The organism is Streptomyces sp. IBSBF 3136, assembly GCF_036815105.1.
In the GTDB taxonomy this organism is placed as follows: domain Bacteria; phylum Actinomycetota; class Actinomycetes; order Streptomycetales; family Streptomycetaceae; genus Streptomyces.
Genome location: NZ_JAJSZC010000003.1, coordinates 65,298 through 80,050, shown reverse-complemented (window position 1 = coordinate 80,050; position 14,753 = coordinate 65,298). Strand labels below are relative to the sequence as shown.

General features: G+C 71.5%; 11 protein-coding genes. 2 read left to right on the top strand and 9 right to left on the bottom strand.

The window, feature by feature from the left end; translation table 11 throughout:
- Positions 1 to 148: 148 nt before the first annotated feature.
- From V7E45_RS01275 to V7E45_RS01265, 3 genes are all read right to left on the bottom strand, one after another.
- Positions 149 to 1,054, bottom strand: a complete 906-nt coding sequence (locus V7E45_RS01275; RefSeq protein ID WP_333772153.1) for an ADP-ribosylglycohydrolase family protein — start codon at positions 1,052 to 1,054, stop codon at positions 149 to 151.
- Positions 1,055 to 1,066: 12 nt separating this feature from the next.
- On the bottom strand, positions 1,067 to 1,726 hold the full coding sequence (locus V7E45_RS01270) for a histidine phosphatase family protein (protein WP_333772152.1): 660 nt from the start codon (positions 1,724 to 1,726) through the stop codon (positions 1,067 to 1,069).
- A 148-nt stretch (positions 1,727 to 1,874) separates the two neighbouring features.
- The gene (locus V7E45_RS01265) at positions 1,875 to 2,480 is read right to left on the bottom strand and encodes a YdbC family protein (protein ID WP_333772151.1); all 606 of its coding nucleotides are present in this window, start codon (positions 2,478 to 2,480) and stop codon (positions 1,875 to 1,877) included.
- A 150-nt stretch (positions 2,481 to 2,630) separates the two neighbouring features.
- Here V7E45_RS01265 and V7E45_RS01260 point away from each other — a divergent pair, with 150 nt between their 5' ends.
- On the top strand, positions 2,631 to 3,164 hold the full coding sequence (locus V7E45_RS01260) for a TerD family protein (RefSeq protein WP_333772150.1): 534 nt from the start codon (positions 2,631 to 2,633) through the stop codon (positions 3,162 to 3,164).
- A gap of 26 nt (positions 3,165 to 3,190) precedes the next feature.
- Here V7E45_RS01260 and V7E45_RS01255 read toward each other — a convergent pair whose 3' ends face one another.
- The 3 genes from V7E45_RS01255 to nrdR all read right to left on the bottom strand — a co-directional run bounded on the left by V7E45_RS01255 (position 3,191) and on the right by nrdR (position 7,731).
- Positions 3,191 to 3,979: a DUF2785 domain-containing protein gene (locus V7E45_RS01255; protein ID WP_333772149.1), complete on the bottom strand. Its 789-nt coding sequence runs from the start codon at positions 3,977 to 3,979 to the stop codon at positions 3,191 to 3,193.
- 134 nt (positions 3,980 to 4,113) lie between these two features.
- Positions 4,114 to 7,014 carry a vitamin B12-dependent ribonucleotide reductase gene (locus tag V7E45_RS01250; RefSeq protein WP_333772148.1) on the bottom strand — a complete coding sequence of 967 codons (2,901 nt, stop codon included), beginning with the start codon at positions 7,012 to 7,014 and terminating at the stop codon, positions 4,114 to 4,116.
- 165 nt (positions 7,015 to 7,179) lie between these two features.
- Positions 7,180 to 7,731, bottom strand: coding sequence for a transcriptional regulator NrdR (gene nrdR, locus V7E45_RS01245; RefSeq protein ID WP_333772147.1), 552 nt, complete (start codon positions 7,729 to 7,731; stop codon positions 7,180 to 7,182).
- Positions 7,732 to 8,338: 607 nt separating this feature from the next.
- On the opposite strand from nrdR, the gene lexA reads away from it, so the two are divergent.
- On the top strand, positions 8,339 to 9,118 hold the full coding sequence (gene lexA / locus V7E45_RS01240; protein WP_333772146.1) for a transcriptional repressor LexA: 780 nt from the start codon (positions 8,339 to 8,341) through the stop codon (positions 9,116 to 9,118).
- 152 nt (positions 9,119 to 9,270) lie between these two features.
- Here the strand turns inward: lexA and V7E45_RS01235 are convergent, their stop codons facing one another.
- From V7E45_RS01235 to V7E45_RS01225, 3 genes are all read right to left on the bottom strand, one after another.
- Positions 9,271 to 11,247, bottom strand: a complete 1,977-nt coding sequence (locus tag V7E45_RS01235) for an ATP-dependent DNA helicase (protein ID WP_333772145.1) — start codon at positions 11,245 to 11,247, stop codon at positions 9,271 to 9,273.
- A 79-nt stretch (positions 11,248 to 11,326) separates the two neighbouring features.
- Positions 11,327 to 12,262, bottom strand: coding sequence for a GNAT family N-acetyltransferase (locus V7E45_RS01230; RefSeq protein WP_443055892.1), 936 nt, complete (start codon positions 12,260 to 12,262; stop codon positions 11,327 to 11,329).
- Positions 12,263 to 12,354: 92 nt separating this feature from the next.
- Complete coding sequence (locus tag V7E45_RS01225; protein ID WP_333772144.1) at positions 12,355 to 14,469, bottom strand: IucA/IucC family protein; 2,115 nt, start codon at positions 14,467 to 14,469, stop codon at positions 12,355 to 12,357.
- Positions 14,470 to 14,753: the final 284 nt, after the last annotated feature.

Genomic DNA, 14,753 nt, shown 5'->3' with positions numbered 1-14,753 from the left:
CGTCATCAGACCGGAGCGAGCCCGCTTCGGCTCGGACCGGCGACGGCTGTCGGGACAACGGGCCGCCAACACGGAGAGTTCCCGACCGGCACGGAGAGTTTCCGCTCACGAGGGAAGGTTCCGCAGGATCCGGGAAGAGGAAGCCCGCTCAGGGTCCGGAAGGCACCCAGTCCGGCAGTGCCTCGGTCCGTTCGAGCCACGACGCCGGGGGCGGTCCCGCCTTGCCCGACGCGAGCACACCACCGACGATCGCGCAGTTCGTGTCCACGTCCCCGCCCACCTGGGCGGTCTCCCAGAACGCCTGCTCGAAGTCGCCGAGCGAGCGCGCGGCCGACCAGAGGGCGAAGGGGACGGTGTCGTGGGCGCTGGTGCGGCGGCCGCAGCCCAGAACGGCCGCGACCGTCCCCGCGTCGCCGTAGTCGAGCATGTCCCGGGCGCGGCGCAGCCCCGCGCCGACCGCGCTCTTGGGCACGAGGGCGACGACGCCGTCGAGCAGCGCCTCCGGGCTGGGCGGCCCGTCCGGTGCGGCGGCCAGCGCGGCCGCGGCCGCCACGGCCATCGCGCCGACCACGGCCTCGCGGTGCTGGTGCGTGGGGTAGGCGGAGATCTCCGCCTGGTGGGTCGCCTGCTCCGGATCGTCCGCGTACCAGGCGCCCAGGGGTGCGATGCGCATGGCCGCGCCGTTGCCCCAGGAACCCTGTCCGTTGAACAGGCCCGCGGCCAGCTCGCGCCAGTCCTGGCCTTCCCGGACGAGGCGGAGCAGCCGGTTGACGGCGGGGCCGTACCCCCGGTCGAAGTCGTGGTGCTCGGCGAAGGAGCGGGCGAGCGCGTCCTGGTCCAGGCGCTGGTGGGCGGCCAGGACGGCCACCACGGAGCAGGCCATCTCCGTGTCGTCCGTCCATTGCCAGGAGCCTTCGGGAAGCTCGCGGCGCTTGAGCAGCGGGTAGTTCGCCGGGACGAAGAACTGCGAGCCCAGCGCGTCTCCCACCGCAAGTCCGCGCAGGCTGGCCAGCGCCCGCTCCAGGCGCCCGAGAGAAGAGGTGTCAGCGGTCATCGCACTGCCACTCTATCCGTTGCCCCAGTACGGCACCGGGTCTCGCCAGCGCTCGAAGGGCCGGTCGAGGGCGTACCGGCCGTCCTCTGCGAGAACGAGCATCCGCATCTCGGCGTTCCCGGGGTTCGACAGCGACTCGAATTCCGCGACCGTCCAGTGGAACCAGCGCATGCAGAACAGCCGCATCGCGAGTCCGTGCGTCACCAGGAGCACGTTCGGCGGGTGGTCGGGGGCCTCGAAGCTGCGGAAGAGGCTCTCCAGGAAGCCCCCGACCCGGTCGTAGACGTCGGCGCCCGACTCGCCCTGCGGGAACCGGAAGAAGAAGTGGCCGTAGGCGTCCCGGTACGCCTTTTGCAGGCGCACGTCGTCGCGGTCCTGCCAGTTGCCCCAGTCCTGCTCGCGCAGCCGGGGTTCCTCGCGCACGCGTATGAGGTCGGGATCGAGGTGGAAGGCGCGCAGGGTCTCGAGGGTGCGGCGGTACGGGGAGACGTACACGCTCACGGGCTCCCGGCCGAACACCTCCCGGAGCGTCTTTCCGGTCTCCTCGGCCTGCCGCCAGCCGCGTTCGGTCAGGGCGAGAGCGTGGTCGGGCTCCCGCTCGTAGACGGAGTCATCAACATTGCCCGTCGACTCGCCGTGCCGGACAAGGACGATGCGCCGTGGTCGTGCCATGCCAAAACCCTAGTTCGGCCGAGGAGCGATCGAGCACTCAGGCGGGCTCATACGGCGTAGGTCACACAAATCCACTCGCCTACGCGGTCGCCGGGCCGCCCCCGGTGCCGCCGGCTCAGGGTGTCCGGGGGCCGCGGCCCCCAGGGCCTCAGACCGTCCAGGAGGGCTCCATCTCCACGATGTCACCGGTGAGGGCCGCGATGTCCGCCTCCGTCTGGGCGCGCAGGGCCAGGCGCTCCACCCGCTCGGTGCGGTACTTGCCGTGCTCGGCCGCCGACCGCCACATGGAGAGCACCATGAACTCGTGCGAGGGTGCCTCGCCGAACATGCCCCGGATCATGCCGGGCGAGCCGGCCATCGCGGGATTCCAGACCTTCTCCTGCATGAGGGTGAAGTGCTCGACGCGCTCCTCGTGCACCCGGCACAGGGCCACGCGGATCAGGTCCGCGTCGGTGAACCGCGGCTCGAAGCCGGTCTTCACATCGAAGCGGTATTCGAACAGCTTGACCTGGGCGTCCTTGAAGGTGCCGGCCTGGGCGGCGGCCAGACGGTCGTGCGAACGGGCCATGAAGGAGTCGTAGAAGGCGCGGCTCTCCCAGAAGGCGAACACGTGCGCCACTCCGGGCCGCTGCCGGCTCCAGCCTCCGCCCTGTCCCCGAAAACCCGGCTCCCCCGGAAGCCCCGCCCATTTCCGCTGCCCCCGCTCGAAGCCGCGGCGGTCCACCACGGTGCAGCGAATCCACTTGACCAGCACCGCGCCATCGTACGGCCACCGGGCGTGGCGTCGGTCACGCTCCGGCGGAGATCGCCCGCGCATGCGCCCCCGCGCACGTGGCACGATGAGCAAGCAGCCCCGACTCCACGGGAGTTGGGGGACAGACCCGCAGGGGGAAGGGAACGCCCGGTGCCTGGCTTCAGCAAGGGAATCCGCAAGGTCGAGGTCGCCCTGAAGTGGGACCCCAGTCCGGCGGGTCAGCCGCCCACCGATCTCGACATCGTCGCCGCGACCTTTGTGTCGGCGGACCCGTACGGGTCACCGGCCTATCTGGTGCACTTCGACAGCCGCTCGCCGGACGGCACGATCTTCCTCGACCGGGACAGCACGGACGGCCGGGGATTCGGCTGGGACGAGGTCATGACGCTGGAGCTCGACCGGCTCGACAGCCGGTACGCGCGCGTGGTCGTGGGCGTCGTCATCCAGCAGCGTTCCGGGGACAGGACCTTCGACGGCGTGCTGAATCCGGCCATGCGCATCCGCGAGGGGTACACCGTGCTCGCGGAGGACGAGTTCGGCTCGGTCGGCGACGCCACGGCGGCCACGATCGGGGAGTTCGCGCGGGACGAGTCCGGCGGGTGGACCTTCCGGCCCGGTGTGCACGGCTTCGACGAGGACCCGGCCGACTTCACCCGGGTCATGGGCAGGGCGCGCCGGTCCTGACCGTCAGGGCGCGCCGGTCCTGACCGTCAGCCCGTGTAGGGGGCGACGATCGCCAGTGTCCGTGCCAGCCCCTCCAGCACGGCCGCGCGGTGGGTGAGCGGGCGGGCCGGCTCGTCCGTGTTCCGCCTGCTCACGCCGCGGTCGGCCAGGACGTAGAGCATCCGCAGCGTGCGCATGGTGTTGGAGGCCCAGGCGGGCACCGGGCCGGGCTCTCCGGTCCTGAAGGCCGCGGCGACCGGGGCCAGCCAGCGCACCGAGTCGGCCTCGGTGAGGTCCGGGTGGCCGAGGATTCGGGCGAGCGCGTAGGCGATGCGGTCGTCCTCCTGGGCGTCGAAGAGGTGGTCGGTGGGCGCCAGCAGCCGGGCGGTGGCCAACTCGGCGAGCGGCTGCGGCGGCTGGCCGGGGTGCCGGGCGAGCACCGCCAGGAGATCGGCTCCGTGGGCGGCGGCGTGCACCCAGCCGAGGACCGGGTCGTGGCCGCGCAGGTCGGTCTCGGCGGGGTACCAGCGGGCGAAGGCGGTCCACCACCCCGGTCGCCAGTCGCCGGTCTCGACGAGCCGGGCGAGGACGAGCGGCGCGAAGCTGCGGGCCTGTACGGCGTGGTCCGCCAGGTGCACGGTCATCCGGTCCCCGAGCCGGCCCCGCTCGCCGGGGCTGAGCGAGGGTGTCCAGCGGACCGCCGTGAGGTAGGCGCCGTCGTCGCGCACCGCGGGATCGGGCGAGCGGAGATCGTCGCACAGGGCACCGAGGGCCGCCGCCCGGTCGGCCGCGGGGAGGTCGCGGATGTCGACGGCGTACCTGTGCGTCATGGCCATGACCACAGGGTAGGGCGCGGGCCGGGCACGAGGAGGGCCCTTCGGCAGCACCGCCGTCGAGTCCCTCGCGTACCCCCATGAGTAAGGGGCGCCGACCCATTGCCGACGCCCCTTACCTCAGTTACCGCGTGTCATCAGCTGCAGCCGCTGGTCGAGCCGCAGCCCTCGCAGATGTAGCAGGAACCGGCCCGCTGCATCCTCGTGCCGCAGGAGAAGCACAGCGGGGCGTCGGCCTGGATGCCCAGCTGCATCTCCACCAGCTCGGCGCTGGTGTGCGCCTGCTTCGGGGCGGGCTTGGCCACCTCGGCCTCGGCCTTCGGCGCGGCGACGGCCTTCAGCTCCTGGGCGCGGGGCGCCGACTGGGCCAGACCCTCGACGTCGACCTCGTCCTCCTCCATGGACTGCTCGTAGGAGCCCGTCTCCAGGTGGCGCTGACGCTCCTCGGCGGAGTGGATGCCGAGGGCGGAGCGGGTCTCGAAGGGCAGGAAGTCCAGCGCCAGGCGGCGGAAGATGTAGTCGACGATCGACTGCGCCATCCGCACGTCCGGGTCGTCCGTCATGCCGGCCGGCTCGAAGCGCATGTTGGTGAACTTCGAGACGTACGTCTCCAGGGGCACGCCGTACTGGAGGCCGACGGAGACCGCGATGGAGAAGGCGTCCATCATGCCCGCGAGGGTCGAGCCCTGCTTGGACATCTTCAGGAAGACCTCGCCGAGACCGTCGTCCGGGTAGGAGTTGGCGGTCATGTAACCCTCGGCGCCGCCGACGGTGAACGACGTGGTGATGCCGGGACGGCCCTTCGGGAGGCGCTTGCGGACGGGGCGGTACTCGACCACCTTCTCGACCGCGGCACGGATCGTGTCCTCTGTCTTCTCGGTGATCTCGGCCTTCTCGTCCTCCTTCTTCTTGGCGGAGAGCGGCTGGCCGACCTTGCAGTTGTCGCGGTAGATCGCGAGCGCCTTGACGCCGAGCTTCCAGGCCTCGTAGTAGATCTCCTCGACCTCCTCGACGGTCGCCGTCTCCGGCATGTTGACCGTCTTGGAGATGGCACCGGAGATCCAGGGCTGGATCGCGGCCATCATGCGGACGTGGCCCATCGGGGAGATGGCGCGCTCGCCCATGGCGCAGTCGAACACCTCGTAGTGCTCGGGCTTGAGGCCCGGGGCGTCGATCACATTGCCGTTGTCGGCGATGTGGGCGACGACCGCCTCGATCTGCTCCTCCTGGTAGCCCAGGCGGCGCAGGGCCTGCGGGACGGTGCCGTTGACGATCTGCATGGAGCCGCCGCCGACGAGCTTCTTGAACTTCACCAGCGCGAGGTCCGGCTCGACACCGGTGGTGTCGCAGGACATCGCCAGACCGATGGTGCCGGTCGGGGCGAGGACGGACGCCTGGGAGTTACGGAAACCGTTCTGCTCCCCGACGCGCAGCACGTCCTGCCAGGCCTCGGTCGCCGCGGCCCACACCGGGGTGTCCAGGTCGTCCATCCGGACGGCCGTGCCGTTGGCGTCGGAGTGCTGCTTCATGACGCGCTTGTGGGCGTCGGCGTTGCGGGCGTAGCCGTCGTAGGGGCCGACGACCGCGGCGAGTTCGGCGGAACGGCGGTAGGCCGTACCCGTCATCAGGGAGGTGATGGCACCGGCCAGGGAGCGGCCGCCGTCCGAGTCGTACGCGTGGCCGGTGGCCATCAGCAGGGCGCCGAGGTTGGCGTAGCCGATGCCGAGCTGGCGGAACGCGCGGGTGTTCTCGCCGATCTTCTGGGTCGGGAAGTCCGCGAAGCAGATCGAGATGTCCATCGCGGTGATGACCAGCTCGACGACCTTCTGGAAGCGCTCGGTCTCGAAGGACTGGGTGCCCTTGCCGTCGTCCTTGAGAAACTTCATCAGGTTCAGCGAGGCCAGGTTGCAGGACGTGTTGTCCAGGTGCATGTACTCGCTGCACGGGTTCGACGCGGTGATCCGGCCGGACTCGGGGCAGGTGTGCCAGTTGTTGATGGTGTCGTCGTACTGGATGCCCGGGTCGGCGCAGGCCCAGGCGGCCTCGGCGATCTTGCGGAAGAGCGCCTTGGCGTCGACCTCCTCGATGACCTCACCGGTCATACGGGCACGCAGGCCGAAGTTGCCGCCCTTCTCGACCGCGGACATGAACTCGTCGTTCACGCGGACCGAGTTGTTGGCGTTCTGGTACTGGACGGACGTGATGTCGTCGCCGCCCAGGTCCATGTCGAAGCCCGCGTCACGCAGGACGCGGATCTTCTCCTCCTCGCTGACCTTCGTCTGGATGAAGTCCTCGATGTCGGGGTGGTCGACGTCGAGCACGACCATCTTGGCGGCGCGGCGGGTGGCGCCACCGGACTTGATGGTGCCGGCGGAGGCGTCGGCACCGCGCATGAAGGAAACCGGGCCGGAGGCGTTGCCGCCCGAGGAGAGCAGCTCCTTGGAGGACCGGATGCGGGAGAGGTTCAGGCCGGCGCCGGAGCCGCCCTTGAAGATCATCCCCTCTTCCTTGTACCAGTCGAGGATCGACTCCATGGAGTCGTCGACGGACAGGATGAAGCACGCCGAGACCTGCTGGGGCTGCGGGGTGCCGACGTTGAACCAGACGGGGCTGTTGAAGCTGAAGATCTGTTGCAGGAGGGCGTACGCCAGCTCGTGCTCGAAGATCTCGGCGTCGGCGGGGGACGCGAAGTACTTGTGGTCCTCGCCGGCCTTCCGGTACGTCTTCACGATGCGGTCGATCAGCTGCCTGAGGCTGACCTCACGCTGCGGGGTGCCCACGGCACCGCGGAAGTACTTGCTGGTGACGATGTTGACCGCGTTCACCGACCAGAAGTCGGGGAACTCGACGCCACGCTGCTCGAAGTTGACCGAGCCGTCGCGCCAGTTGGTCATGACGACGTCACGGCGCTCCCAGGCCACCTCGTCGTACGGGTGCACGCCGGGGGTGGTGTGGATGCGCTCGATACGCAGGCCCTTGCTGGCCTTGGTGCCCTTGGCTCGGGAACCTCGTGCCGGACCGCTCGCCGTCTCTGTCATGCCGCCTCCCTGTTCGGGCGAAAACGCCCTGAAGTGCCACGTTGTTCCCGTGACACGGTGTTCTGTCTTGTGCTGCGGGCTCCCTCACGCTGCCGCCCGCAACAGGTCCTGGATCGCCGCCTCCCGGCCGGAACCCGGGTCTCCGTCCGGTTTCCGGCCCGCCGGTCAGTCGGCGGCGTGGGCGGGCACGGGGACCTGAGTGGTCCCCCCGCGCCCGCGGTCGTCCTCCTGGCTCCCCGGTCCCGCGTCCTCGTCGTCCGCGGCGGGGCACCGCCCGCCTTCCCTCAGCTCCGCGATGGCGGCCTCGAAGTCCTCGAGCGAGTCGAAGGCCCGGTAGACGGAGGCGAACCGCAGAAATGCGACGAGGTCGAGCTCCTGCAACGGGCCGAGTATGGCCAGACCCACGTCATGGGTGGTCAGCTCGGCGCTCCCGGTGGCCCGCACCGCCTCCTCGACCCGCTGGCCGAGCTGGGCGAGGGCGTCCTCCGTGACAGGCCGTCCCTGGCATGCCTTGCGCACGCCGTTGATGACCTTGGTACGGCTGAACGGCTCGGTTACCCCGGACCGCTTCACCACCATGAGCGAGCACGTCTCCACGGTCGTGAAACGACGGGAGCAGTCGGGGCACTGGCGGCGCCTGCGGATCGACGTGCCGTCGTCGGTCGTACGACTGTCGACCACACGGCTGTCGGGGTGCCTGCAGAAGGGGCAGTGCATGTTCTCCAACCCTCCTCACAGCAGACTCAACAGCCTCGCCGGACCACACAGGCCCCTCGAAGCAGCCCTAAGCATAGGCGATCGCGGCGGGCTCGAAGACCCGGGTCCCCCCGAAAACCACAACTTGTGGGTCGGTGTAGCCATCCAACCACTAGATGTGGGGATCGGCGCATACACCGAGGCAGAGCAGCGTGTCGCAGCGCGACGACGAGGGAAACGGCCGCGCACGTCCGCGGACCGTCTGCCCGGCATCCGTCCGCGCACACGTCGGACAACACGCGGGCGCGCGGCCGTATCGCCGGGGCATTTACGGAGATACCGTGGGCGCCGCACGGAGGACGCGTAGGACTCCGGCACAGAAGGGTCCGGCAGCCCGGTCGACGGGATTCCGGATGGCAGACTGGGGCAGCAACCCACGAGGTGATCCACCCCGGCGGTGAAGAGTACAACAATGGGTGCTTTTGCCCGCCAGGGGTCGCGTTAGCCATACACCCGGACACATGATCGCGACAGGTGAATCGCACTTTTTCACTCGAACGTGTGTTTGGCGCAACCTTTCGAAAGCAACTACCGTTGTGCAGCAGGGAGACCATCGAGAGGGGCCGACGTGACCACCACCGCAGACAGTGCCACCATCACTGCCCAGGACCGCTCCCAGGGCCGAGTCGAGCCGGTACATGCGATGAACGAAGCCACGAATCCCGAGGGGCACAAGCGCTCCCTGCCGGGCCGACCTCCAGGCATCCGGGCGGACAGCTCGGGCCTCACCGACCGGCAGCGCCGGGTGATCGAGGTCATCAGGGACTCCGTGCAGCGGCGCGGCTACCCGCCGTCGATGCGCGAGATCGGCCAGGCCGTCGGTCTCTCCAGCACCTCTTCGGTCGCACACCAGCTCATGGCCCTGGAGCGCAAGGGCTTCCTGCGCCGTGACCCGCACCGCCCGCGGGCGTACGAGGTCCGCGGTTCCGACCAGGCCGTGACCGTGCAGCCCACGGACACCGCCGGCAAGCCCGCCGCGTCGTACGTCCCCCTGGTCGGCCGTATCGCCGCCGGTGGCCCGATCCTCGCCGAGGAGTCGGTCGAGGACGTGTTCCCGCTGCCCCGGCAGCTCGTCGGCGACGGCGAGCTGTTCGTCCTGAAGGTCGTCGGCGACTCCATGATCGAGGCCGCCATCTGCGACGGCGACTGGGTCACCGTCCGCCGCCAGCCGGTCGCCGAGAACGGCGACATCGTGGCCGCCATGCTCGACGGTGAGGCCACCGTCAAGCGCTTCAAGCGCGAGGACGGCCACGTCTGGCTCCTCCCGCACAACTCGGCCTACGAGCCGATCCCCGGCGACGACGCGACCATCCTGGGCAAGGTCGTCGCCGTGCTGCGGCGCGTCTGACGGCCGCGGCGGACGGGGCCTGCGGCCCCTCCCCCTGACCGGGCCCCGGAACCCCTGCGCCGGTTCCGGGGCCCTGTGCGTTCGCCGTACATCCGGCCGCCTGGGCACTTCACGTCCGGCGCGGGCGCATCGCGTCCGGCCGCGCGGGTGCCTCAGCCGGCTTCCGTCTCCTTGGCCGCCGTGTCGATCGCCGCGAGCGACCTGCGCACCTGGTTGCGGTCCGTGGTGTACCAGAAGTCGGGCAGCGAGGCCTTGAGGTAGCCGCCGTACCGAGCGGTCGCGAGCCGCTGGTCCAGGATCGCGACCACACCGCGGTCCCCGGAGGCGCGCACCAGACGGCCGGCGCCCTGGGCCATGAGCAGGGCGGCGTGGGTCGCGGCCACCGCCATGAAGCCGTTGCCGCCCGCTTCCTCCACCGCCTTCTGGCGGGCGCTCATCAGCGGGTCGTCGGGACGCGGGAACGGGATCTTGTCCATGACGACGAGCTGGCAGCTGGGCCCCGGGACGTCGACGCCCTGCCACAGCGACAGCGTGCCGAACAGACAGGTCCTGGGGTCGGCCGCGAAGTTCTTGATCAGCTCGCCGAGGGTCTCCTCGCCCTGGAGCAGGATCGGGAACTCGGGAATCCGTGTGCGCAGCTCCTCCGCGGCGAGCTGGGCCGCCCGCATGGAGGAGAAGAGTCCGAGGGTGCGGCCGCCGGCGGCCTGGATCAGCTCGGTCAGCTCGTCGAGCATGTCGGTGCGCTCGCCGTCCCTCGCGGGACGCGCGAGGTGCTTGGCGACGTACAGGATGCCCTGCTTGCGGTAGTCGAAGGGGGAACCGACGTCCACGCCCTTCCACTGGGGCAGGTCATCGCCCGCGGCACCCTCGGGCCCCAGTCCCAGGGATGCGCCGACGCCGTTGAAGTCGCCGCCCAGCTTGAGCGTCGCCGAGGTGAGGACGACGCTGCGGTCCGCGAACAGCTTCTCCCGCAGCAGCCCGGAGACGGACATGGGAGCGACACACAGGGAGGCGCCGAAACGGTCGTGGCGCTCGTACCAGACGACGTCCCATTCGGAGCCGTTCGCCACCCGCTCGGCCACGTCGTGCACCGTCTCCACCGAGGCCAGCGCCTGCTTGCGCACCGCGTCCTCGTCCTGGACGGACTTGTCGCGGGTCGAGCCGATCGCGGTGATCACCGCACGGGCGGCGTCCCGCAGTGCCATCAGGGCGTAGCCGAGGTCCTCGGGGATCTCCTCGAGGCGGCCCGGCAGCGCCAGCTCCATCACCCGCTCGAAGCCCTCGGCGGCGGTCTGGAGCTGGTCGGCGGCCTTCTCGTTGACGAGCTTGGCCGCCCGGCGGACGGCGCGGTTGACCTGGCCGGGTGTGAGCTCGCCGGTGGCGACGCCGGTGACACGGGAGACCAGCTCGTGCGCCTCGTCCACGATCAGGACCTCGTGCTGGGGCAGCACGGGGGCGCCCTCGATCGCGTCGATGGCGAGGAGCGCGTGGTTCGTGACGACGACCTCGGCGAGCTTGGCGCGCTCGCGGGCCATCTCCGCGAAGCACTCGGCGCCGTAGGCGCACTTCGACGCCCCCAGGCACTCCCGGGAGGACACCGACACCTGGGCCCAGGCGCGGTCGGAGACACCCGGCGTGAGGCCGTCGCGGTCGCCGGTCTCGGTCTCGTCGGCCCAGTCCCGCAGACGGAGCAGGTCCTGGCCCAGCTTGCTGGTGGGCGCGGCGGCCTCGAACTGGTCGAAGAGGCCGTCCTCCTCGTCCTGCGGCATTCCCTCGTGCAGGCGGTGCAGGCACAGGTAGTTCGACCTGCCCTTGAGCATGGCGAAATCCGGGCGCCGGCGCAGCAGCGGATGCAGGGCCTCGACGGTGCGGGGCAGGTCGCGTTCCACCAGCTGTCGTTGCAGTGCGAGCGTGGCCGTGGCGACGATCACCCGCTCCCCGTGGGCGAGTGCGGGCACGAGGTAGCCCAGCGACTTTCCGGTGCCGGTGCCGGCCTGGACCAGCAGGTGGGATCCGTCGTCGATCGCTTCGGCGACCGCTTCGGCCATGGTCACCTGGCCGGGGCGCTCCGTACCGCCGACGGCTGCGACAGCGGCGTGGAGGAGTTCGGGGAGTGAGGGCTTCGTCATAGCCCGACCACCCTACGGCCCGGCACTGACAAACGGGCGATCACGATCTTCCTCTCGTCCTTCTCCGTGGGTGGGTGCGCTACGTCAGGCCGCGCCGCACCCGGTCCCGGATCATGAGGGCGGCCCGCTTGGCGGGCAGGTCGACCTCGGCCGCGCACCGGAAGCCGGCGCTCAGGAAGGCGGCCACGGAGGGAGCGTTGCGGAGATCGGGCTCCGCGAGGACCCGGGCACAGGTGGGGCGGCGGTCGAGGATCAGCTCGGCCACGGCTCTGAGCAGCGCGGACCCAAGGCCCCGCGCCCGGTCGCCGGCATCGCCGATGAGTACGTGGATCCCGGTGTCGTGCGGCCGCGCCGGATAGTGGCGGGCGAGCGGGTCCAGGTCCGCACGGTAGATCTCCCAGTAGCTCATGGGGGTGCCGTCCAGCACACCCAGGCAGGGCACGCTGCGCCCGTCGCCGTCGAGCTGGGCGCGCAGGTGGCGCTCCGTCCGGTCGTGGGGTCCGGCCAGCTCCCAGAAGGAGGAGACGGCGGGGTCGTTCATCCAGCGGTGGACCAGCGGCAGGTCCTGATCGACGCGTACCGGAACCAGCTGGAACCGGCCCACGGGGGTCGCGGCCGGTCCCCATGCGGCGACATGGTCGAGCAGGTCGTCCCGGCTCCCGGCAAGGCGGTCCCCGCTCCGGCCGGCCGGGGCGGAGCCGAAGAGCGCGATGAACTCGGCGGGCAGTCTCAGGTCCAGCGTGTCCTCGCCGTCGCCGAAGGTCGCGGTGTCCCCCGCTGTCCTCAGGGCTCCACCGCTGTCGGCATCCTTGTCGCCGGTGGCGACGGTGCTTCGCGTGCCGTCGAGGGCGCCCGTGCCGTCCGGGCCTTGCGTGCCGTCGGAGGCTCGCGGGCCGGCCGGGGTTCGCGTGCCGTCGGAGGCTTGCGTGCCGTCGGGGTCCCAGGGACGGGAGGGGCCCGGACGGAGGGGGACGGAGAAGGGGCCGGTGCCGGCGCTCGCGTCGGTGGAAGGCACGGTGCGCTCCTCTCGGGAGACGAAGGGGGTCATGGTCCTCGGCGACGGCGGAAGACGGTGCGGTGCGGGGTGCTCGGCAGTGCCGGGCGTGCTCAGCAGTGCAGCGGGTTGGCGATGGTGACGTATACGGACTGGGTGTCGACGGGGCCGACGAGTTCGTCCAGGCCGTGCAGCCGGGTCAGCAGGTTGGCCTTGCACCGCAGGACCGGTGAGTCGAGCAGGAGGGCGGGCAGCGGGGTGCGCAGCGGGGCGGGTCCCGAGACGACGTCGGTGAGGAAGCCGCGGAACGCCGCGAGAAGCAGCCGCTCGTCGGCGAGCCCCTGGGAGCCGAACGCGCCGATCAGCCCGAACACGTTGTTGACGGCGAGGTAGTAGGCGAAGCGTTCGTCGGTGACCTCGTCGGAGACGAACGTGTCGCTGTGTTCACCGATGCCGGGCAGCCGCGCGTCGAGCTCGTGCCGCCGGGACTCGCGGAAGTAGTAGCCCTGGTTGTCGCGGTAGCGGCCGCCGGCGGGCCAGCCGTCCGGGTCGAGCAGGAGCAGCGTGTTCTGCTGGTGGGCTTCGAGGGCGATGCCGGCCTCGCTGTCCAGCCAGAGCACGGGCCGTACGACCTGTTCGAGGTAGCGCAGGAACCACTCCGCGGCGACGGCTCCGACGGGCCGGCCGGTGCGGGCGGCGAGCCGTGTGAGGAGCTGCGCCAGCCGGGACCCCTGGCGGCAGGCGCCGCCCGGCGCTGCCGGCGAGGCGTGGGGGCCGGGTTCGGCGAGCGGCCTGGGCGAGACGAGTCCGGCGACGCAGTTGACGTCGTCGGCCGGGGTGAACGGGTTGTGCCTGATCACGACGTCGAGGCCGGGCAGGGGGCGGCCGTCGGGGCCGTCGACGGCGAGCCAGGCCGGGTCGCGGACGATGTCGAAGCCGGGGTGTACGGCCTGCCACTGCTTCGCCAGGCCACCGCGCAGCAGCCGGTGCACCTCGACGCCGCGATGGAGTTCCTTGCGCAGGTTCTCGCGCCGGGAGTTGGTGATGCGCAGGCCCAGCGACAGCTTCAGCATCGCGGGTGCGCCGGTCCGGTGGACGGTGCGCACGGAAGAGGTGGGGTGCCAGGGCGCGCCGAGCGGGCCCAGGTCGCGCAGCTCGCCGGAGTCGAGCAGGGCGGCGATCGCGGGGCGGTGCCGGACTTCGCGCGCCTGCCAGGGGTGCAGGGGGAGGACGGCGTGTCCGTCGGGCAGGGACAGCCCGGTTCCGGCGAGGCGCCGGGTGAGCTCAAGGGCGGGCAGCGGCCGGCCGCGTTCGGTCCAGGCCGAGTCGGTCCTGAGCAGGGCGGGGGTGACGGCCATCCAGTGCAGCGGGAAGGAGCCGCGCAGCTCGGGTGAGTACAGCCGGGCCTCCGCGTCGGTCAGACCTTCCCTGCTTTTCGGCGTCGGGTGCAGGGGGTGGCCGAGGAGGAGGGCCTGTTCGGCGGCGAGGAAGAGGTCGGGTCCGTCGGCCGGGCGTGCGCGCCGGTCGCGGATGAAGGCCGCGGTGCGGCGCAGGGAGTCGGCCACCCTGGCGACCAGATCCGCGCCGTCGTGGACGGGGGTGTCGGGAACGGAGCCGTCAACGGCACGGACGTCGGCGGCGGAGCCGTCATTGGAGTCGGCGGCGGGGGTGGCCTGGGCGCTGGTGTCCGCGGCGGAGCCGGCCTGGGAGCCCCCGCCCTGGACGGGTACGCCCTGTGCGGGAACGGGCCTGGGGCCATGGACCTGCCCGGTGCCGTCCGTGTGGCCAGGAGTCTCCCTGGCGAGCAGGGCCGCGAGGGTGACGGCGTCGACGGGCGGGGCGGCTTCGGGCGAGCCGGCGAGGCGAGGAGGCCCGAAGCGGTGCCAGCCGGTCGGGGACCAGTGGTGGACCGGTGCGAGCAGCGCGGTCCCGCTGCCCGGCAGCGGGATGCCGAGGGTGCCGGTGGTGGGGGCGGTGAGGTTGGTCTCCCGGACCCAGCAGCGCAGGAGGTTGTCGACCGCGGCCGCCTGGGCGGCGGTGCGGGGGTCCGGATCGTCCAGCGGGTCGAGGCCGGGAGTGCCGGGGGCGCCGGGCTGTGTGGGGCTCGGCGTCCGGCGCTTCTGCTGGGGAACCGACTCGGCGAGCGGGACGGAGGCGGGCTGGTGGCCCGAGTCGCCTGGTTCCTCGGGGCCTCCGGAGCGGCCGTCGGGGGTGGGGGTGGCGTTCAAGACGGCTCCTCGGGGCTGGGCTGCGGTGGTGCGGGGTGGTTCTGGTGGTGCGGAGTGGTGCTGGTGGTGCTGGTGGCGTGAAGCAGTGCGATGGTGGGTGCCGGTGGTGCTCCTGGTGCTGGTGCGGTCGTCGGCTCGGGCACCGAGACCCGTTCGCCGGGTGCTCGTCACCGAGCCCGGCCCCCTTCGCCGAGCCGGAGCCTCCTTTCGCCGCGTGCTTCCTGGCCGAGCGCCCGCCGTCGACTGCCCATCGGCGAGCAGGGAGCAGGCCGGGCGCCGGCCGT

Bases quoted from the DNA above. Each gene is read 5' to 3' on its own strand.
- V7E45_RS01275 (WP_333772153.1), bottom strand. From the start codon at position 1,054: ATGACCGCTGACACCTCTTCTCTCGGGCGCCTGGAGCGGGCGCTGGCC.
- V7E45_RS01270 (WP_333772152.1), bottom strand. From the start codon at position 1,726: ATGGCACGACCACGGCGCATCGTCCTTGTCCGGCACGGCGAGTCGACG.
- V7E45_RS01255 (WP_333772149.1), bottom strand. From the start codon at position 3,979: ATGGCCATGACGCACAGGTACGCCGTCGACATCCGCGACCTCCCCGCG.
- V7E45_RS01250 (WP_333772148.1), bottom strand. From the start codon at position 7,014: ATGACAGAGACGGCGAGCGGTCCGGCACGAGGTTCCCGAGCCAAGGGC.
- nrdR (WP_333772147.1), bottom strand. From the start codon at position 7,731: ATGCACTGCCCCTTCTGCAGGCACCCCGACAGCCGTGTGGTCGACAGT.
- V7E45_RS01235 (WP_333772145.1), bottom strand. From the start codon at position 11,247: ATGACGAAGCCCTCACTCCCCGAACTCCTCCACGCCGCTGTCGCAGCC.